Here is a 20144-nt window from a genome sequence, read left to right on the forward strand (position 1 = left end):
CAATCCGGCCCGCCAGCGACAAGCACAACCGAAAACAAGGGAGGGGAGCGATGCGCGATTCGGCGCCCCTGCTACGACTGACAGGCATTTCCAAGAGCTTTCCCGGCGTGCGTGCCCTGGACGGGGTCGACCTTACCGTCGGCAAGGGCGAAGTGGTTGCCTTGATTGGAGAAAACGGTGCCGGTAAATCGACGCTGATGAAGATCCTCAACGGGATCTACCAGCCTGATGCCGGGGAGATCGCGCTGAACGGCGCGCCCGTCGCCTTTCCCGATCCGCATGCGGCGCTCGCCCACGGCGTCAGCATGGTTCATCAGGAACCCAAGCTGTGCCTCGCACTCAACGTTACAGAAAACGTTTTAATTGGACATCTGCCGCGTGGACGCTTCGGCGCCATCGACTGGAAGCGAGCGCATGAGCGCACGCGGACGCTGCTGCGGCGGGTCGGTTTGGCGATGGAGCCGACGACCCCGGCGGAGCGGCTGTCGATCGCGGAGCGGCAACTCTTGCAGATCGCCAAGGCACTGGCATCGGAGTCGGCGCTGATCGTTCTGGACGAGCCAACCGCCAGCCTGACGCCGGTCGAGGTCGACCTGCTGTTCGGCATCGTGCGCGACCTGCAGGCTGCCGGGGTCAGCTTCATCTACATTTCCCACCATCTCGAAGAGATCCTGCGCATCGCGCAGAGGGTGTCGGTGCTGAAGGACGGCCGCAAGGTCGCCGACCGCTTGGTCAGTGAGACCAGCAAGGACGAGATGCTGTCGCTGATGGTGGGCCGCAGCCTGGGTGACCGCTTTCCCGGCAAGGACCGCCGGGCCGGCGCGGTCGCCCTGGAGGTGCGCGGCTTGAGCGGCCGGGGCTTCACCGACATTTCCTTCCGCGTTCATCGGGGGGAGGTGGTCGGCGTCGCCGGCCTCGTCGGCGCCGGGCGGACCGAACTGGCCCGCGCCATCTTCGGTGCCGATCCGCTCAAGGGCGGCTCGATCCTGGTGAACGGCCAGCCGGCGCGCATCCGCAACCCGGCCGACGCCATCGCGCTCGGCATCGCCTACATCGCCGAAGACCGGCGGGACGGGCTGTTCATGCCGCTGCCGGTGAAGGAGAACATCACCTGCGTGACGCCGGAGGCGGTCGCCAGCGCCGGCGTCATCCGAGAATCCAGCCAGAGGCGCATTGCGCTCGATTATATAAAACGATTGAACATCCGCACGCCGTCGCCGGACCAGCAGATCCGCTTCCTCAGCGGCGGCAACCAGCAGAAGTGCATCCTGGCGCGCTGGATCATCAAGGGGGTGCAGACCATCATCTTCGACGAGCCGACGCGGGGCATCGACGTCGGCGCGAAGACCGAAATCTACCGCCTGATCGACCAGCTCGCCCGCGAGGGCAAGTCCGTCATCCTGATCTCGTCCGAACTTCCGGAAATCCTCGGCATGAGCGACCGCGTCCTCGTCATGGAGCGCGGGCGGCTCAGCGGCGAGGTCGACGGACGCGACGCGACCGAGGAAAGCCTCCTGGCGCTCGCCCTTCCGGCCAACCCTTCTTCCCACGAGCTGCAGCCATGACCGAACCGTCCCAGCCGATGGCCGCGCCCGCCACGGGCCCCGCCGCGCCGCAACCCGCAACCGCCGGCCGTTCCGTCAACTGGACCGGCTTTCTCGTCCAGTACAGCAACGTGCTGGCCCTGATCGTCATCCTGCTGGTGGCCTCGGCGCTGTCGCCCTACTTCTTCTCGACCCGCAACATCTTCAACGTGCTGCGCGGCGCCACCATGGTGGGCATCGTCGCGGTGGGCATGACCTACGTGATCCTGAACCGCGGCATCGACCTGTCGGTCGGCTCGCTGGTCGGCCTGTCGGCGGCGCTGACCGCCTCCTTCGCCGACCAGGGCATCCTGGCGGCGGCGGCGATCGGGCTGGCCTCGGGCCTGTTCCTGGGGCTGGTCAACGGCCTGATGATCACGATGCTGCGCCTCCAGCCCTTCATCGCCACGCTGGGCATGATGATCTTCGCCCGCGGCCTCGTCTTCGTCTATACCGGCGGCAGCAACATCGCGGTCGAGCAGCCGAGCGACGCCTTCACCCTGCTGGGCTCGGGCTATCTCGGCCCCGTGCCGGTGCCGGTCGTGGTGTTCATCGCCATCTGGGCGCTCGCCGCCTGGGTGCTGCGCTACACGGTGTTCGGCCGCTCGATCTACGCGGTCGGCGCCAACGAGGAGGCGGCGCGGCTGTCCGGCATCAACGCCGACCGCAACAAGGTGCTGGTCTACTGCATCAGCGGCGTCCTGGCCGCCTTCGCCGGGGTGGTGATGGCGAGCCGCCTGACCGTCGGCGAGCCCAACGGCGGCACCCTGTTCGAACTGGACGCCATCGCCGCGGTGCTGATCGGCGGCACGACCTTCGACGGCGGCGTCGGCAGCGTGCACGGCACCGTGCTGGGCATCCTGATCCTGGCCTTCCTGTCCAACGTGCTGAACCTGCTGAACATCTCCCCCTATTCGCAGATGCTGCTGAAGGGCGTGATCATCGTCCTGGCGGTCGTGGTCAGCGAGTGGCGCAAGCGCAAGTAGCAGGTCGGACAGCCGTCCCCTGACTCAACCGACAATAAAACGAGGAAACGCATCATGTCGAAGAAGGATATCTGGATGCCCGGCCGCCGCGAGCTGCTGAAGGTCGGGTCCGCCGGCCTGGCCGCCGCCGCCGCCCTTCCCTTCGTCAACCGGACCGCCTGGGGCGAGACCGGGGTGGAGGGCAAGACCATCGGCTTCACCATGTCGTTCTCCAACACCGAGTGGATCAAGCAGATGCAGCGCGGCGTCGTCGACACCGCCGCCAAATACGGGATGAAGACCGTCGTCTACGACGCCAACGACCAGCCCGCCAAGCAGGTGCGCGACATCGAGGATCTGCTGGTCCGCAACGTCGACATCATCATCATCTCCACCTACTACGCCGATGCGATCCGGCCGGCGGTGCAGGAGATCAACCGGGCCGGCATCCCGATCGTGGTGCTCAGCTCCCCCCTGCCGGCCGGAGTCGACTTCAACTGCCTGCTGTCGACCGACATGATCGGTACCGCCCGCAAGGCCGGCGAATACTACGTCAAGAAGCTGAACGGCGAGGGCAGCGTCGTGCAGATCGAGGGCAAGCCGGGATCGCTGATCAACCAGCAGCGCGGCAGCGGCTGGCGCGAGGTCATCGACAAGCACCCGGGCATCAAGGTGGTGTCGCACGTCGTGGCCAATTACGACCGGACGCAGGCGATCCGCGGCATGGAGGACGCCCTGCAGGCCAACCCCAAGATCGACGCGGTCTACAGCCACAACGACGACATGGCGCTGGGCGCGGTCCGTGCCGCCGCGGAGTTCGGCCGCGAGAAGTCGATGTTCTTCACCGGCTTCGACGGGCTGACGCCGGAGGCGCTGGAAGCCATCCACAACGGCACCCTGGATGCCGTCTGGGAGTATCTTCCGTTCGGCGTCGAGGGCGTCGAGGCGGCAGTGCGCATCCTCCAGAAGAAGCCGATCCCGAAGACCATCGCCTTCGAATCGCCGATGATCACCAAGGAGAACGTGCTGGAGTGGTACGACCCGGAGACGCGCAAGCGCCGCGTCCTGCCGTCGCGCCTGTCGCTCTGACCGGCTTCGCTCTGACCGGCTTCGCTCCGGCCGGCTTCGCTCCGGCCGGCTTCGGCCGGCGGCCCCGCCACCGCCGGGGTCGCCCGGCCTTGCCCGCCGCACCATTCACCGCACCGGAATCCCTGCCGTGACACCAAGCACTTCCAAGGTGGGAAGCATCGCCGACGCCGTCGCCCTGATCCCCGACGGGACGCGGCTGGCGATCGGCGGCTTCGCCATCTACCAGCACCCCATGGCGGTCGTCCGCGCCTTGATCCGCGCTGGCCGCCGCGACCTTACGGTCGTCGGCACGGTCAACGGCAACGAGGTCGACCTGCTGGCCGGCGCCGGCTGCCTGAAGCGGGTCGAGACCTCCTATGTCGGGCTGGAGAAATACGGGCTGGCCCCCAATTTCCGCCGCGCCGTCGAGGAGGAGCGGATCGAGGTGGTCGACTACCCCGAAGTCCTCAGCTTCGACCGCTTCCGCGCCAGCCAGGAGAACCTCACCTTCTGGCCCTGCGACTATCTGGGCGGCACCGACGTGCTGGCCCGCAACCCCGACATCAGGATCTTCACCTGCCCGATCACCGGGCGGAGCCTCCAGGCGGTGCCGCCGGCCGATCCGGAGGTCGTGGTCCTGCATGCGATCGCCGCCGACGAGCGCGGCAACGTCATCCTGCCGCGGCGCCATCTGCTGCCGCAGGGGCTCGACGTCATCATGGCGCGTGGCTGCGACACCGTGATCGTCACGGTGGAAAAGATCGTGCCGCGCGCCCTGGTGCGCCGCCATGCCGAGCAGGTCCAGATCCCGGCCTACAAGACCAGGCTGGTGGTGGAGGCTCCCTGGGGGGCGCATCCCACCGCCGTCCTCGGACGCTATGCCACCGACGACGCCCATTTCCGGGACTATGTCGCCGCCTCGGCCAACCCGGACGGGTTCGCCGCCTATATCGACCGCTATGTCCATGCCCCCGCCGACCATGCCGCCTATCTGGAGCGGATCGGGGCGGAGCGGCTGGGCGCCCTGACGGAGCTCGACACGCTATGAGCGGATCGCACCACACCCCGTCGGCCGGCGCGCCGACGCTGGCCGAAACGATCGCCGTCAGCCTCGCCCGGTCCTTTTCCGACGGCGAGGTGGGGTTCACCGGCCTCGTCACCGGCGACGCCGCAGCGCTGTTCGGCACCTCCATCCCGCTGGCCGCCATGGCGCTGGCCCAGGCGATGCACGCGCCGAACCTGACCATCCTGCTGGCCGGCTGGTCGCACAACCCGGATTTGCAGTCGCTGTCGGTCATGCCGGATTCGGAATTCGACGCCGCCCTGCGCGACCTGCCCTGCGATGCCCAGATGATGACCTACCCGGGCCCGTGGTCGATCCGGCGCGGCGACATCGATTTCGGCTTCAGCTCCGGCGTCCAGGTCGACGTGGTCGGCAACATCAACAGCGTCTGCATCGGCGATCCGACAAGGCCGAAGGTGCGGCTGGTCGGGCCGATTCTCCAGCCCGAGCACATGACCCTGTTCGGGCGCGAGTATGTGATGATGCCTCACCACGCGCGCCGCAACTTCGTGGAACGGGTCGACTACGTGTCCGGTGTCGGCTATCCGGGTGGGTTGGAGGGACGACGGCGTCTGGGTCTTCACCACGGAGGGCCGGAATGGGTGGTGACGCCGAAATGCATCTTCGATTTCGACAAGGAGAAGGGCCGCATCCGCTTGAGATCGGTGCATAGCGAGGCCGACCTGCAGCGCGTTGTTGAACAGACCGGGTTCGACGTCGACAGCGCCGGGGTTCCGCTGACCGCGGTGCCGACTCAGGAAGAACTGGAACTGCTGCGCCGGCATGTCGATCCCAAGGGGGTGCTGCTCGGCGGCTACGGGATCGGATAGATCGGGCCGCGGAAGATCGGACTCGACTTGAGGCGCGGCGGCATGGCCGCCGTGCCGTTCCTATTGCGCCGCGTGGCCGTCGAACGGGTAGCGCAGGGTTTCGCGCGCATAGGCTTCGACATAGGCCATCAGCCGGTCGGAGGCGGCGGCCGCCTCCTCCGCGTCGCCGCGGTGGATCGCCAGCATCAGGTCGGAATGGGTCTTGGCGCCGTCCTCCAGGCTGCCGATATGGGCGTGATAGTTCTGGAACCAGAAGCGGCGGGACAGCGAGCGCAGCGGCCGGATGGTCTGGGTCGCCACCGGGTTGCGGGCGCATTGGTCGAGCAGCTGGTTCACCTCCTGGTCGAGGTGCATGAAGCGCATGCCGTCGCCGGCCCGCGCCGCCTCCAGCATCTCGCCGGCGATGGCGCGGCAGCGCTCGCGCTCGGGGCCGAGCGCGTAGCGGGCGGCGCGCCGGGCGATCAGCCGTTCCAGTTCGCGCCGGACGTCCAGCACATAGAGCTGGAGCTTCACGTCGACCTCGGTGACCATGATCCCGCGCGACGGGACGATGGTCACCATGCCGTCCAACTCCAGCCGCTTCAGCGCCTCGCGCACCGGGGTGCGGCCGATGCCGAGCTGGGTGCTGATCTGCTTCTCCGAGACGAAGCTGCGCGGCGGCAGCGTGCCCGACACGATCAGCTCCTCGATCGCGGCATAGGCCTGGTCGGCCATCGATCCGGCTTCGGACTGGGCTCCCGTCTGGGCTGCCGCCTGCTGCCCCATCCGCTGACTGGCCGGCTCTGTCACCCTGTCGCCCCCGTCCCTTGCCGCCGGTCCCGATCCCGGCCCGATCCGACGCCCGCTCGCGTCCGTCGACCCTGGCTTTAGCGCGCCGGGGCGGGGGACGCAAGCGGGCGCAGGCGCCGCGAACCGGCCGGTGCGCCTACTGCTTGCCGGCGTCGGCGGATTTGCGGACCAGCGGGCACTCGCTCTCGGCCAGCGGGCGGGCGGCGTCGGCGGCGGCGATGACGCCGAGCTGCTTGTAATAGTCCCACTTGCCCTTCGAGTCCGCCGGGCTCTTCACCTCGAACAGGTACATGTCGCGTATCACCCGGCCGTCCTCGCGGATGCGGCCGTTCTTGGTCATGAAGTCGTTGATCGGCGTGTCGCGCATCGTCTTCATCACGGTGGGCGCGTCGGTGGTGCCGGCCGCCTTCACCGCGTTCAGGTAATGGGTGATCGCGCCGTAATCGCCGGCCTGGACCATGGTCGGCATGCGCCCGGTCCGGTCGAAGAAGCGCTTGGAAAAGGCGCGGGTCTCCTCGTTCTGATCCCAGTAGAAGGCTTCGGTCAGCACCAGCCCCTGCGCCGTCTCCAGGCCCAGCGCATGGATGTCGGACAGGAACATCAGCAGCCCGGCCAGTTTCTGGCCCTGCTTGGTGATGCCGAACTCGGCCGCCTGCTTGACGGTGTTGATCAGGTCGCCGCCGGCGTTGGCCAACCCGATGACCTTGGCGCCGCTGGCCTGCGCCTGCAGCAGGTAGGAGGAGAAATCGGCGCTGTTCAGCGGATGGCGGGCCGAACCCAGGACCTTGCCGCCCGCCCCGGTGACGAAGGCGGCGGTGTCACGCTCCAGCGACAGGCCGAAGGAATAGTCGAGCGTGATGAAGTACCAGCTGTCGCCGCCCTGCTTCACCATGGTCCGCCCGGTGCCGGCGGCCAGCGCATAGGTGTCGTAGACCCAGTGGATGCCGTTGGGCGAACAGGCCTTTCCGGTGAAGTCCGACGAGCCGCCGGCGGTGCCGAAGACGATCTTGTTCTTGCGCCGGGTCAGCTCCTGGATCGCCAGCATCACCGCCGAATTCGGCAGGTCGATCACCACCTCGACGTTCCTGTTGTCGTACCAGTCGGCGGCGATCTGCACGCCGATGTCGGCCTTGTTCTGGTGGTCGGCGGCAAGCACCTCCACCGGACGGCCGAGCACGGAGGCGCCGAAATCCTCCACGGCCATCTTCACCGCCTCCACGCTGCCCTTGCCGCTGAGGTCGGCGAGCGAGCCGGACAGGTCGGTCAGCACGCCGATGCGGATCGGGCCGGTCGCGGCGGCGGCGGCGGGAGCCTGGGCGGCCGGCGTCTGCGTGGTCGAGGTCTGGGCCGTGGCGGACCCCGACAGCGTGCCGAAGGTCAGCGCGATGCCTGCGGCCGTGGCGGCCAGGAACCCGCGCGATACGAGCGTCTTCATGGGGCGTCCCTCCCTTTGCGTGATCGTCTGGTTGTCGGAAGCCGTCATGGCGGGCCGGTCGTTGGATGCCGGCCCTTGCGACGGCTGGAATGGTCGAGGCTGCAATGGCGATGGATCAGGAGACCGGCTTCGTCGCCGCTTCGATGGCGAGGCGGGATTCCTCGCCGGCATGGCAGATGCCCTGCAGGGCCGCCGCCATGTCGAGCATGGTGGAAAGATCGACCCGGCCCGCCTGCTGCAGCATGCGCTTGGTCATCCGAACCGCCTCCGGCGGGTTGGCGGCGATCTCCTCCGCCAGGGCGAGCGCCATCGGCATCAGCTCGGCGTCCGGGACCACGCGGGACACCAGCCCCAGGGCTGCCGCCTCCGCTCCCCCGACGGCCCGCCCGGTGAAGGCCATCTCGGCGGCGACCGCCGGTCCGGCGACCCGCGTCAGGAACCAAAGGCCGCCGTCGCCGGAAATCAGTCCCAGCTTGACGAAGTTGGAGCTGATGCGCGCCGATTCCCCGGCGATGCGCAGGTCGCACATGAAGACCAGATCGCAGCCGGCGCCATAGGCGGCGCCGTTCACCGCCGCGATCACCGGAATCTCGAGCTCGGCCATGGCGCGCGGGATGCGCTGGACCCCGGCACGATAGGCGTTGCGCACCTGGTCGGCCGGGCCGCCGAACATGCCGCGGCGGTCGCGGATGTCGTGGATGTTGCCGCCGGCGCTGAAGGCCTTGCCCGCCCCGGTCACCACCAGGACCCGCAGCGACCGGTCCGCCGCCACCGCCGCCAGCGCCGCCAGCAGCGGTTCCAGCACCGGCGGGTCGGTGACCGCGTTGCGGGTCTTCGGCGCGTCCAGCGTCAGGATCGCGACGGCGCCCCGGCGCTCCAGCCGGACGGTGCCGCCCGTCTCGCCATCGTCGTCATTCATGCATCACCACCACGGCGCGGATCACGTCGCCGCGCTCCACGTCTTCGAAGGCCTCGTTGATGGAGTCGAGCGGCAGGCGCCGGTCGATCAGCTCGTCCAGCCGCAGGCGGCCGTCGAGATAGGCCCGTGCATAGGCGGGGAAGTCGTCGGCCGCCTTCGCCCCGCCCAGGCTGGAGCGCAGGATGCGCCGCTCGCCGCTGATCGAGCCGAAGCGCAGTTCGACCAGCCGGTTAGGATCGGTCTTGCCCAGGATGGTGATGCTGCCGCCGGGCCGGGTGCAGTCCACCGAATCCTGCAGCGACCCGATGACGCCCGCCGCTTCGAAGGCGTGGTCGGCGCCGCGCCCGCCGGTGATCGCGCGCACCCGGGCGGCCAGATCCTCGCCGCCCAGCATGGTGTGGGTGGCGCCGAAGGCGGCGGCGCGCTCCAGCTTGTCGGGACGGCGGTCGACGGCGATGATCGCCCCGGCACCGGCCAGCCTTGCGCCCTGGACGACGTTCAGCCCGACCGGGCCGCAGCCGACCACCACCACGCTGTCGCCCAAGCCGACGCGGGCGACGCGCAGCGCCGCACCGACGCCGGTGATGACGCTGCAGCCCAGCAGGCAGGCGCGGTCGAACGGCATCTCGTCGGGCACCGGGATGGCCGCCGCCTCCGGCACCACGGCATATTCGGCGAAGGACGAGACGCTGAGGAAATGGCCGACCTCCACCCCGGCGGCGTCGCGCAGCCGCTTGCGGCCCGCCGACAGGGTGGCGGCGCGATGGTTGGGCACCACCATGTCGCACAGCATCGGCTGGTCGTGGCGGCAGTAATAGCATTGGCCGCAGGCGGCGTAGATCGTGCAGACCACATGCTGGCCCGGCCGCACCCGCTGCACCGCGGAGCCCACCGCCTCGACCACGCCGGCGCCCTCATGGCCGAGCACCACCGGCACCGGCACCGCGAAGGCCCCGGTCATCGCCTCGCGGTCGGTGTGGCAGAGGCCGGCCGCATGCATGCGGATCAGCACGTCGTTCGGCTCCAGCGGAGCCAGGGTCAGCGGTTCGATCGACAGCGGCGCCCCGGTTTCGCGAAGCACCGCCGCCCGGAACGTCGCCGGGGGATTCGGTCCCGCCATCCCGCCTACTCCGCCGCCGGCCGCTGGCGGCCGATATCGGCGTCGCTGCCGGCCCGGCGCAGGATGCCGTCGTCGCTGCCGGTCGCCACCGCCTCGCAGTTCCGCGCCACCACCCATTCGGGCCGGGGATTCTCGACGCCGTGCGGCCGGTTGGAGACCTGGTTGTAGACGGTGTAGATGTGCCAGCGCGAATGGCGCGACATGTTGTGGCCGGACCCGTGGACGATGTTCGGGTGGAACAGCACCACGGTGCCGGGCTTGCCGGTGATCGCCACCGGATCGCCGAAGCGCCGCATCATGTCGATGACCTGGTCCTTGGGCACGGTCCACAGCTTGTAGGAGGTCGTGGTCTCGTCCATCTCGGGGTCGAGCCGGCCCAGCTTGTGGCTGCCGGGGATGAAGTACAGGCAGCCGCCGATCTCCGTCGCCTCGTCCAGCATCAGCAGCGAGGTGGTCATGTCGGGCCGGTCGACGCCGTCGGTCTTCCAGTAGCCGTAATCCTGGTGCCACTGCCAGATGGCACCGTCGATCGCGTCCTTCAGGTTGCATTTGGTGTGGTAGACATAGACCGGCTCGTCGCCCAGCACTTGGCGCGCCGGATCGATCACCCGCGGCAGCGTCGCCAGCGCCTGGAAGGGCGGCGAGGCGGTCGGGCTCAGTTCGTCATGCACGCGGAACACCGTGCGCACGGTGCCGCTCTTCTCGCGGATCACCCCTTCATTCTCGATCCCCGTCACCCGCATCAGGTCGCGGCGCAGGATTTCCACCTCTTCCAGCGACACCAGGTCGGGAAACACCAGATATCCCTGCTCCTCATAGGCGGCCATCTGCGCATCGGTCAGCCTCATGGCGTCCTCCCGGTCCGGATTGAAGATATTGTTGATGTACAGCCGATATATCGGTAGCATATTATCGTATGACGGCGTGTTCAATGGAAAACGTCAACGGTCCGTTCATCGAACAAATATGTCCGGGGACGAGAGCGCCCGGCGCGCCCCGCGGGGCATTTCCCGCCGGAAACCGTGGATCGGCGCCGATGCGGACAAAAAACCTGAAGGGAGGATGCGGCCGATGCCGATGCGGGCAAGCTTGTGGACCGATCTGGTTGAGCCCGATTTTCTCGACCCGCTGAGACGCGCGGTCGCCGACCATGTGGAGCCCGATGCCGATGCGGTCGACCGCGAGGACGTCTATCCCGTCGAGGCGATCAAGGCGCTGGCCGGCCAGGGCTATACCAGCCTGACCCTGCCGGAGGAATTCGGCGGACGCGGCCTGGGCTTCGCCCATTGCGCGGCGCTGTTCGAGGAGGCCTCCTATGCCAGCGCCGCCGTCGGCATCAGCCTGATCACCATCCTGCAGGCCCAGACCATCATCCGCCTGTTCGGCGCCGACAGCTTGAAACGGTCGGTCCTGCCGGAATTCGGCCGCGGGCTGATCACTTCCTACGCCCTGACCGAGGCCAACCACGGCAGCGACATCCGCAGCCTCGACACCAAGGCGGTGCGCGACGGCGACCGCTGGGTGCTGACCGGCCGCAAGTCCTTCATCACCTCCGGTTCGGCGGCGGAGGCCTATGTGATCCTGGCAGAGACGGAAATCGGGGTTTCGTCCTTCTTCGTCCGCCGCGGCATGGAGGGCGTCTCGACCGAGGAAGGGCCGAACGCCGCGACCTTCGGGTTGCGCAACGGCCCGCATGTCGATCTGGTGCTGGACCGGGTGGCGCTTCCCGCCGACCATCTGATCGGGGTCGAGGGCAAGGGTGTGCGCCAAGCGGTGACCACGCTGGATTATTCGCGCACCATGGCCGCGGCGATCAGCCTGGGCATCGCCCGGGCCGCCTTCGACGGCGCCTTGTCCTTCGCCGCCGGGCGCAGTGCCTTCGACCGCAAGATCCTGGATTTCCAGGGAATCCAATGGTATTTCGCCGACATGCTGGCGGAGATCGACGCCGCCCGCCTGCTGACCTACGCCGCCGCGCGCAAGCTGGACGACCATGACGACATCGCCCGCTTCGGCAGCGAGGCCAAGCTGCTGGCCAGCCGGGTCGCCACCGACACCGCCTCCCGCGCGGTGCAGATCTGCGGCGCCTACGGCGTCATGGAATCCGCGCGCTTCGGACGCTATCTGCGCGACGCGAAGGCCTATGAGATCGCCGGCGGATCGTCGGAGATCCTCAAGAACACCATCGCCAAGCGCCTCCAGCAGCATGTGAACGACCAGCGGGAGGGCCTGTCGTGATCGCCGACGCGCTCTACGCCCATGCCGCGGCGACGCCCGGCCGTCCCTTCCTGCTGTTCGGCGAGCGGACGATCAGCTATGGCGCCATGGCGGCGCTGGTGGACGATGCGGCCGACCGGCTGTCCGGCCTCGGCGTCGGACCGGGGCAGACGGTGGCGATGATGGTGGGCAACCGCCCCGGCTTCCTCGTCGCCTGGTTCGCCCTGTCGGAACTCGGCGCCATCGCCGTGCCGATGAACACCGCGCTGGTCGGCGAGGGGCTGCGCTACCTGCTGGAGCAGAGCGAGGCCTCGCTGCTGATCGTCGAGGAGGAGTTCCGCCCGGCGCTGCCCGCCTCCGCGCCGCCGCTGCTGGCGATGGACGAAAGTTTCGAAGGCGATCCTCCCGCCTCGGTGCCGCCGCGCCGCCGCCTGGCGCTGCCCGGCGGCACGGCGAACGCCATCCTCTACACCTCCGGCACCACCGGCCTGCCGAAGGGGGCGGTCATTCCCAACGCCTGCTACGAGCTGGCGGGCGAGCATATGGCGGCGGCGCTGGAACTGATGGCCGAGGACCGCATCCTGCTGTTCCTGCCGCTGTTCCATGCCAACCCCCAGATGTACGGCGTGATGTCCTGCCTGCGGGTCGGGGCGGCGCTGGCCCTGCTGCCGCGCTTCTCCGCCTCGCGGCTGCTGGACGACGCGCGGCGCTACGGCGCCACCGGATTCACCTATGTCGGCACGGTGCTGAGCATCCTGGCGAAGCGGCTTGCCGAACCCGACCGCGCCCATTCGCTGCGCTGGGCGGTCGGTGGCGGGGCGCCGCACGGCGTCTGGCGCGAGATCGAGGATCGGCTGGGCATCGCCGTGCGCGAGCTGTACGGCATGACCGAGACCGGCGGCTGGGTGTCGATGAACACCGCCCGATCGGCGAAGTTCGGCAGCGTCGGCGCCCCGCGTCCCGACACCGAGCTGTGCGTGGTCGATGCCGACGACAACCCGCTGCCTGCCGGCGGGAAGGGCGAGATCGTCGTCCGGCCGGGCCGCCCCGGCCTGATGTTCGACGGCTATTGGAGAAAGCCCGAAGCGACGGTGGCGGCGACGCGGAACCTGTGGCTGCACACCGGCGACCGCGGCATGATGGAAAGCGACGGCTTCCTGCATTTCGACGGCCGCATGAAGGAGCTGATCCGCCGCGCCGGGGAGATGATCGCCCCGGCGGAGATCGAGACCGCCCTGCTGAAGCATCCCGCCGTGCAGGATTGCGCCGTCGTCGGCGTGCCGGACGACATCCTGGGCGAGGAGATCAAGGCGGTGGTCGTTCCCCGTCCCGGCTTCGATCCCCGGGACGTGGCGTCCTTCCTGGCCGGCCGCATCCCCGCCTTCATGATCCCGCGCTTCGTCGAGACGCGGCAGGAGATCCCGAAGACGGCGACGCAGAAGGTGCAGCGCCATCTGCTGCAGGGCCAGGGTGCCGATGTGGTGGATTTGGGGCGGCACAAGGGATAGCGTCGGTGTCAGGCGGAGTGGTCCGCCGCTCCGCCGGCGGCGATCTGCCGGGCAGCGCTCTCGATCAGGCGGTATTTCACGCTGCTGACCGTGGCTTCGCGGAACCAGTTGATCAGGTCGCCCCAGGGATCGACGATCTTGGCGAGGCCGGAGACGAAGGCGACGACCGCACCGACATCGACCAGTCCGCGGACCACGTACCAGCCGCCGATGCCCAGCACCACCGCGACGCCGAGGTGGTTCATCAGGTTCATCAGGAAGTTCATCCCGAACTTCAGCGTGTAGATGCCCATGTTCAGCGCGAACACGCTGTCGATGCGTGCGGTCTGCATCCGGTCGTCGGTCGCCGCACCGCCGTCGACCATGCCGGCGCTGATGCCGCGCAGCGTCCGGATGCGCGTCGCGGCCCGCCGGTTGATCGCACGCTGGATCAGCGGAACGACGATCATCTGCGGCAGGAACACCAGCACGCTCACCGCCGCGAATTCCAGCCGCAGATGGGCGATGTAGACGAGCACGCTGACCAGGATGCCGATCTGCAGCAGGGGTTCCGACAGGCTGATGCCGACGAAGTTTCCGATCGGTTCCGCCTCCGACAGGACCAGGGCGATTTCCACGCCCTCCTTTTCACGCGAGGCGCGCTGCCGTGGACCGCGGCGGGCCAAACCAAGGATCGTCCTGCGCAGATGCCGAACCGCCGTTTCGCTGACCCAGCCGCGATAGAGGTTCAGGACGAACTTGAGCGCTCCCTCCAGGAGCGCGATGGCGAAATAGGCGGCCGACAGCCAGGCGATCGCCGACAGCGATCCGGACGAGATGGCATCGTTGACGATGCGCCTCTGGATCTCGAGCGGCCAGATGCTCAGGAGGAAGACCATGACGGACAGGATCGACAGCCCGGCCTGATGCTTCCCGCTGTGGTGCCAGACATAGCCGGTGATCGACGCCGGCAGCGGCCGGCCGCAATTCCTCGCGGCGGCCGCGCTTCCGTCGGCCGCCCTGTCCGAAGTATGGCCGCTCAACGGAAGCGCCATCGGCCGTCTCCCGAGGGAGTGGTTCCATAGCCCACGCCATGGGTGGAATAAGGCTATCCGCCGGCCGTTCCGGAGCATTGACGTGCATCAAGATCGCCGGCGGCACGGCTCCGTCAGCCGCCGTACTGTTCGTCCGTCACCTTCTCCATCCAGTCGACGGCCCTGCCGTCCAGCTGTTCCTGGATGGCGATGTGCGTCATCGCCATGGTGGGCGAGGCGCCGTGCCAGTGCTTCTCGCCCGGCGCGAACCAGACGACGTCGCCGGGCCGGATCTCCTCGATCGGGCCGCCATCGCGCTGCACGCGGCCGCAGCCGGTGGTGACGATCAGCGTCTGTCCCAGCGGATGGGTGTGCCATGCGGTGCGGGCGCCGGGCTCGAAGGTGACGCTGGCGGCGGCGGCGCGGGCCGGCGGGTGGGGTTGGGCCAGCGGGTCGATGCGGACGGTGCCGGTGAACCAGTCGGTCGGTCCCTTGGCGGATGGCTGCGAGCCGACGCGCGTGATCTCCATGGTTTCTATCCTCCGGACATTGCCCGCTTGGGGCGGTGGTGCAGCGAAGGAAGTTAGGGGACGCAGCGGCCCGCGATCAGTCCCCCGACGGTGCATGGCGTTATGAAACGCATTTAGGACTGCCGGTGCCGCACGGCGCCGATCGATGACCACCGAACCCGAAAGTCATCTCCTCAGTTGTGCGATGCGTGAGGACACGTCCGGTGCGACGAGATGACTCGCCACAGGCGTTGCTTAAATTATGATCAAAAATCATACTGGCAGCCTGGAGCTGTGATTGATCGCCGGCGACGTCATGAACTCTATGATTTATGCGCATTCGGTTCCCGGAAAGGGTGAGGAGTGGTGGGAGCCCCTGCCGGCCCACCTGACCGCGGTCGCCGGCCGGGCTGGCGAATTCGCAGCCGTCTTCGGCGGCCGCGAGCTTGCCTGCGCCATGGGGGCGCTCCACGACATCGGCAAGCTGCAGGCCGCTTTCCAAGCCTACATCCGCGGACAAGGACCGAGCGTCGACCATTCCACCGCCGGGGCCGTCCTCGCCGAGCGCAGATACCCGGCGCCGTTCGGCCGAATGATGGCCTATGGAATCGCCGGCCATCATGCCGGGCTCGCCAACGGCGCCGTCGCCGGTGGCGGGTTGTCGGCGCTGAAGGACCGGCTGGCGGCCGGGACCGCCGCACCCCTGCCGGCCAGCCGCCTGACGCCCGACCTCGACGTCGCGCCGGCGGCGGTCGCTCTCGCCGCGCCGGTGCTGTCGGCGGGCTTCACCCATGAGTTCTCCGCTGCCTTCCTGATCCGCATGCTGTTCTCCTGCCTCGTGGACGCCGACCGGCTGGAGACGGAGCGCTTCTATGCGGAGCGACGCAATGAAAAGGTCGAGCGGGGATGCGCGCTCACCGTCGCCGATCTTCGCGACCGGCTGAACGCGCATCTGGCCGAGTTCGACGGGCGGACCGGAGCGGTCGATACCCTGCGGTCGGAGGTGCTGGCGGCGGTTCGGGCGCGGGCAGGGGACGAGCCGGGATTGTTCTCCCTGACGGTGCCGACCGGCGGCGGAAAGACCTTGTCGTCGCTGGCCTTCGCCTTGGACCATGCGGTTCGGCATGGGCTGCGCCGGGTCATCTATGTCATTCCCTTCACCTCCGTGGTCGAACAGACGGCGGCGGTCTTCCGCAAGGCCCTGGGCAGTGACGATGCCGTGCTCGAACACCATAGCGGCTTCGATTTCGGGCCGGCGGACGGCGGCACCCCCGACAAGGGAAATGACGACGAAGGCAAGGACGGTGCCAAGAAACTGAGGCTGGCCGCCGAGAACTGGGATCGGCCGGTGGTCGTCACCACCGCGGTGCAGTTCTTCGAAAGCCTGTTTTCCAACCGCCCATCGGCGTGCCGGAAGCTGCATGCCATCGCCGGATCGGTGGTGATCCTGGACGAGGCGCAGACCCTGCCGCTGACGATGCTGCGGCCATGCCTGGAGGCGCTGCGCGAGCTGGCGCGCGGCTATCGCAGCTCGGTGGTGCTGTGTACGGCGACCCAGCCGGCGGTGACGGTGGAGGCCGGCTTCAGGAACGGTCTCGACAAGGTGCGGGAACTGGCGCCCGACCCGCCGGAGCTGTACCGCCGCCTGAAGCGGGTGACGGTCGCCACCATCGCCGAGCCCCTGTCCGACGAGGCGCTTGCCGACCGGCTGCTGGACGAACCGCAGGCCCTGTGCATCGTCAAAAGCCGACGCCATGCGCGCGACCTGCTCCGCCGGATCGCCGGGGCCGACGGGGCGAGGCACCTGTCGACCAGCCTGTGCGCCAAGCACCGGAGGGCGGAACTGGCGGCCATCCGCGAGGATCTCAAGGCTGGCCGGACGGTGCGGCTGGTCGCGACCTCGCTGGTCGAGGCCGGGGTGGATTTCAGCTTTCCCACCGTCTACCGGGCGATGGCCGGGCTCGATTCGATCGCCCAGGCAGCCGGCCGCTGCAACCGGAACGGCGAGTTGCCGGAGCTGGGCCGGGTCTTCGTCTTCACCAGTCCGGAGAACGAGGGCCATCGGCCGCCGGCGGAGCTGGCGCTGTTCGCCCGGACCGCCGCCGACGTGCTGCGCACCCATGACGACCCGCTGGCTCTCGACACGCTGCGCGCCTATTTCCAGCAGGTCTATTGGCTGCGCGGCGACGAGGATCTGGACGCCGCGAAGGTGGGGGAGGGGCCGGACGCGATCCGCGGCATCCTGACCGCCTTGTGCCGGCACCGGACCAAGCACGACTTCCCCTTCGCCGACATCGCCAAGGCGTTCCGCATCATCGACTCGCCGCTGGTGCCGGTGATCGTTCCCTATCGTCCGGCCGGGGAGCCGGACGCCGTCCCGCGCCTGCTCGACGCCCTGCGCCACGCACCGGCGGACAAAACCGGGGGCATCGCCCGTGACCTGCAGCCCTATCTGGTCCAGGTTCCGCGTGCGGCCCGGGCCGGCCTGGTGAAGGCCGGGGCGGCGGAATGCATCCGGAGCGACGAGTTCGGCGACCAGTTCGTCGCGCTGGTCAACGGCGACCTCTACCACCCCGACGTCGGGCTGGATTGGGAAGATCCGACCTTCCGGCGGTTCGAAACCAGCATCTTTTGAGGGAGAGCCATGGCCTACGGCGTGAAACTTCACGTGTGGGGCGACCGCGCTTGCTTCACCCGGCCGGAAATGAAGGTCGAACGGGTGTCCTACGAAGTCATGACGCCGTCGGCGGCGCGCGGCATCCTGGAGGCGGTCCATTGGAAACCGGCGATCCGCTGGGCGATCGACGCCATCGAGGTGCTGAAGCCGATCCGCTTCCAGTCGATCCGCCGCAACGAGGTGGGATCGCGCGTGCCGACCGCGGCGGTGCGCAAGGCGATGAAGGCCGGCGCGGTGCAGGAACTGCGCATGGTGGCGGAGGAGAATCGGCAGCAGCGCGCCGCCACCCTGCTGGTCGACGTCGCCTATGTCATCCACGCCCATTTCGAACTGACGGACTGCGCCGGGCCGGACGACAGCGAGGCCAAGCATCTGTCGATGTTCAACCGACGCGCGGCCGGCGGACAATGCTTCCAGCAGCCTTGCCTCGGCGTTCGCGAGTTCCCGGCGAATTTCGCCCTGCTGGAGGATGGCGCCGCACCGCTGTCGGAACTGCCGCCGGACCAGCGTGACCGCGACCTCGGCTGGATGCTGCTCGACATCGACCATGCCAACGATATGACCTCGCTGTTCTTCCGCGCGGCGCTGCGCGACGGCGTGATGGCGGTGCCGCCGCTCGACTCGGTGGAGGTGCGGTCATGACCGTCCTGGCTGCGCTCAACGGCTATTACGGCCGGCTGGCCGACCGGGGCGAGGTGCCGCCCTTCGGCTATTCGACCGAGCGGATCGCCCACATCATCGTGCTGTCGCCGGATGGCGAGCCGCTGAAGATCCTGCCCTGGCAGAGCCTGTCGGGGAAGAAGGCGTTACCGCGCCCGGTGGCGGTGCCGCAATCCTTCAAGCGTCCGGGAACGACGCCGCGTTCCTTCTTCCTGTGGGACAACGGGAAATTCGCGCTCGGCCTCGGGCTGGACAAGGCGACGCGGAAGCGGGTGGCCCATCCCGGCAACCACGCGGCCTTCCAGGATCTGCACCGCCGCCTGCTGGCCGGAACCGAGGATGCCGGGCTGGTCGCCCTGTTGCGCTTCCTCGACGGCTGGTCGGCCGACCGGTTCGAGGGCTGCGGCTTCACCGATGCCATGCTCGACCAGAACTTCATGTTCATGCTCGACGGCGACCGGCACGACCGGGGGGAGCCGCGCTTCCTGCACGACCGTCCCGCCGCCCGGCGCATCTGGGAACGGGCGGTGGCCGCCGGCGCCGGGGAGGAGGGGATCTGTCTGGTGACGGGAACGCGCCAGCCGATCGCCCGGCTGCATCCGGCGATCAAGGGGGTGATGGACGCGCAGAGTTCCGGCGCCTCCATCGTCTCCTTCAACAACGACGCCTTCACCTCCTATGGCAAGGAGCAGGGGCTGAACGCGCCGGTGTCGGAGGCGGCGGCCTTCGGCTATGGCGCCGCGTTGAACGCGCTGCTGGCGCGGGGCAGCGGCAACCGGCTGACGATCGGCGACGCGACCACGGTGTTCTGGGCCGACACGTCCGGTGGCGAGGACTCCGCCCGCAAGGCGGAGGTGCTTTTTCACGATCTGCTCAGCCCGCCGCCGGCCGAGGATGCCGACGAGGCGCAGGCGATCCGCAACGCCCTGCTTCCGGTCAGCCAGGGGCTTGCGGTGCGGGAGATCGCACCGGAGCTGGACGAGCGGACGCGCTTCTACGTGCTCGGCCTGTCGCCGAACATCGCCCGGCTGTCGGTGCGCTTCTGGCTGGAGGACAGCTTCGCCGAGATCGCCAAGCGCGTCGGCCTTCATTGGAGGGATCTGCAGATCGAGCCCTCGCCCTGGCGCACCGCGCCGGCGGTCTGGATGCTGCTGCGCGAAACCGCTCCGCTCGGCAAGACCGAGAACATCGCGCCGCAACTGGCCGGCGAGGTGATGCGCGCCATCCTGACCGGCGGCCGCTACCCCCGCAGCCTGCTGGCGGCGGTCATCACCCGCATGCGGGCCGGCGACGCGGTGAACGGCGTCAAGGCCGCGCTCTGCCGTGCCTGCCTGAACCGCGACTCCCGCCTGGGAACGAAGACGACGGAGGAGATACCCGTGAGCCTGAACCGAGACGAGGCGAACCCGGCCTACCGGCTGGGCCGCCTGTTCGCCGTGCTGGAGGGCGCCCAGCGGGCGGCCCTGGGGGACGTGAACGCCAGCATCCGCGACCGCTATTTCGGCGCCGCGTCGGCCACCCCGGCCAGCGTCTTCCCCATGCTGCTGCGCAACAGCAACCACCATCTGGCGGTGCTGCGCAAGGGCGACAAGCCGCGGCTCGGCGGCTGGTTCGAAGGCGAGATCGGCCAGATCCTCGGCGGGCTGGACAGCGGCTTCCCGCGCTCGCTGCGCATCGAGGACCAGGGGCGCTTCGCCATCGGCTACTACCACCAGCGCTATTCCGGCAAGGCCGCCGCATCCGGCGAGCCGGCCGGCACCACCGAACAGACCGTTTCCGAGGATTGAG

The 20144-nt window shown here is 68.8% G+C and carries 17 protein-coding genes; 10 read left to right on the forward strand and 7 right to left on the reverse strand.

Annotated elements, in window-relative coordinates:
* The first annotated feature begins 50 nt into the window (after positions 1-50).
* The 5 genes from JHL17_RS13485 (at position 51) to JHL17_RS13505 (ending at position 5509) form a co-directional block, all read left to right on the forward strand.
* Positions 51-1565, forward strand: coding sequence for a sugar ABC transporter ATP-binding protein (locus JHL17_RS13485; RefSeq protein WP_200193902.1), 1515 nt, complete (start codon positions 51-53; stop codon positions 1563-1565).
* Positions 1562-2569, forward strand: a complete 1008-nt coding sequence (locus tag JHL17_RS13490) for an ABC transporter permease (protein WP_200193904.1) — start codon at positions 1562-1564, stop codon at positions 2567-2569. Before JHL17_RS13485 ends, JHL17_RS13490 begins: the two co-directional genes overlap by 4 nt.
* A 54-nt stretch (positions 2570-2623) precedes the next feature.
* Positions 2624-3637, forward strand: coding sequence for a substrate-binding domain-containing protein (locus tag JHL17_RS13495; RefSeq protein ID WP_200193906.1), 1014 nt, complete (start codon positions 2624-2626; stop codon positions 3635-3637).
* A 127-nt stretch (positions 3638-3764) separates the two neighbouring features.
* On the forward strand, positions 3765-4664 hold the full coding sequence (locus tag JHL17_RS13500) for a CoA-transferase (protein WP_200193907.1): 900 nt from the start codon (positions 3765-3767) through the stop codon (positions 4662-4664).
* A complete protein-coding gene (locus JHL17_RS13505) occupies positions 4661-5509 on the forward strand; it encodes a hypothetical protein (RefSeq protein ID WP_200193909.1) in 849 nt (282 codons plus the stop codon). Before JHL17_RS13500 ends, JHL17_RS13505 begins: the two co-directional genes overlap by 4 nt.
* Before the next feature lie 60 nt (positions 5510-5569).
* On the opposite strand, the gene JHL17_RS13510 is transcribed toward JHL17_RS13505, so the two are convergent.
* The 5 genes from JHL17_RS13510 to JHL17_RS13530 form a co-directional block, all read right to left on the reverse strand.
* Positions 5570-6298: an FCD domain-containing protein gene (locus JHL17_RS13510; RefSeq protein WP_200193911.1), complete on the reverse strand. Its 729-nt coding sequence runs from the start codon at positions 6296-6298 to the stop codon at positions 5570-5572.
* 136 nt (positions 6299-6434) lie between these two features.
* Positions 6435-7733, reverse strand: a complete 1299-nt coding sequence (locus tag JHL17_RS13515; protein ID WP_200193913.1) for an ABC transporter substrate-binding protein — start codon at positions 7731-7733, stop codon at positions 6435-6437.
* Between the two features lie 115 nt (positions 7734-7848).
* Positions 7849-8652, reverse strand: a complete 804-nt coding sequence (locus tag JHL17_RS13520; RefSeq protein WP_200193915.1) for an enoyl-CoA hydratase-related protein — start codon at positions 8650-8652, stop codon at positions 7849-7851.
* Entirely contained in the window at positions 8645-9772 is a 1128-nt protein-coding gene (locus tag JHL17_RS13525; protein WP_200193917.1) for an alcohol dehydrogenase catalytic domain-containing protein, read from the reverse strand. The genes JHL17_RS13520 and JHL17_RS13525 overlap by 8 nt, the downstream gene beginning before the upstream one ends.
* 5 nt (positions 9773-9777) lie before the next feature.
* Positions 9778-10620 (reverse strand): phytanoyl-CoA dioxygenase family protein, encoded by an 843-nt coding sequence (locus JHL17_RS13530; protein WP_200193919.1) that lies wholly within the window; start codon positions 10618-10620, stop codon positions 9778-9780.
* Positions 10621-10843: 223 nt separating this feature from the next.
* Here JHL17_RS13530 and JHL17_RS13535 point away from each other — a divergent pair, with 223 nt between their 5' ends.
* Together JHL17_RS13535 and JHL17_RS13540 are read left to right on the forward strand one after the other, a co-directional pair.
* Positions 10844-12010, forward strand: coding sequence for an acyl-CoA dehydrogenase family protein (locus tag JHL17_RS13535; protein WP_200193921.1), 1167 nt, complete (start codon positions 10844-10846; stop codon positions 12008-12010).
* Positions 12007-13497, forward strand: coding sequence for an AMP-binding protein (locus JHL17_RS13540; protein ID WP_200193923.1), 1491 nt, complete (start codon positions 12007-12009; stop codon positions 13495-13497). The genes JHL17_RS13535 and JHL17_RS13540 overlap by 4 nt, the downstream gene beginning before the upstream one ends.
* 8 nt (positions 13498-13505) lie before the next feature.
* Here the strand turns inward: JHL17_RS13540 and JHL17_RS13545 are convergent, their stop codons facing one another.
* Both JHL17_RS13545 and JHL17_RS13550 read right to left on the reverse strand, forming a co-directional pair.
* Positions 13506-14531 carry an ABC transporter ATP-binding protein gene (locus JHL17_RS13545; protein ID WP_200193925.1) on the reverse strand — a complete coding sequence of 342 codons (1026 nt, stop codon included), beginning with the start codon at positions 14529-14531 and terminating at the stop codon, positions 13506-13508.
* 113 nt (positions 14532-14644) lie between these two features.
* Entirely contained in the window at positions 14645-15040 is a 396-nt protein-coding gene (locus tag JHL17_RS13550) for a (R)-mandelonitrile lyase (protein ID WP_200193927.1), read from the reverse strand.
* A 295-nt stretch (positions 15041-15335) separates the two neighbouring features.
* Between JHL17_RS13550 and JHL17_RS13555 the strand changes: the two genes are divergently transcribed.
* The 3 genes from JHL17_RS13555 to cas8c are packed head-to-tail and all read left to right on the forward strand — an operon-like array spanning position 15336 to position 20143.
* Positions 15336-17654, forward strand: coding sequence for a CRISPR-associated endonuclease Cas3'' (locus JHL17_RS13555; RefSeq protein WP_247893525.1), 2319 nt, complete (start codon positions 15336-15338; stop codon positions 17652-17654).
* A 21-nt stretch (positions 17655-17675) separates the two neighbouring features.
* Positions 17676-18338: a type I-C CRISPR-associated protein Cas5c gene (cas5c, locus tag JHL17_RS13560; protein ID WP_425599609.1), complete on the forward strand. Its 663-nt coding sequence runs from the start codon at positions 17676-17678 to the stop codon at positions 18336-18338.
* Positions 18335-20143, forward strand: coding sequence for a type I-C CRISPR-associated protein Cas8c/Csd1 (gene cas8c, locus JHL17_RS13565; RefSeq protein ID WP_200193931.1), 1809 nt, complete (start codon positions 18335-18337; stop codon positions 20141-20143). Before cas5c ends, cas8c begins: the two co-directional genes overlap by 4 nt.
* The last annotated feature ends 1 nt before the right edge of the window (position 20144 follow it).

Origin of the sequence: Azospirillum endophyticum, from assembly GCF_016595245.1 — a bacterium.
In the GTDB taxonomy this organism is placed as follows: domain Bacteria; phylum Pseudomonadota; class Alphaproteobacteria; order Azospirillales; family Azospirillaceae; genus Azospirillum; species Azospirillum endophyticum.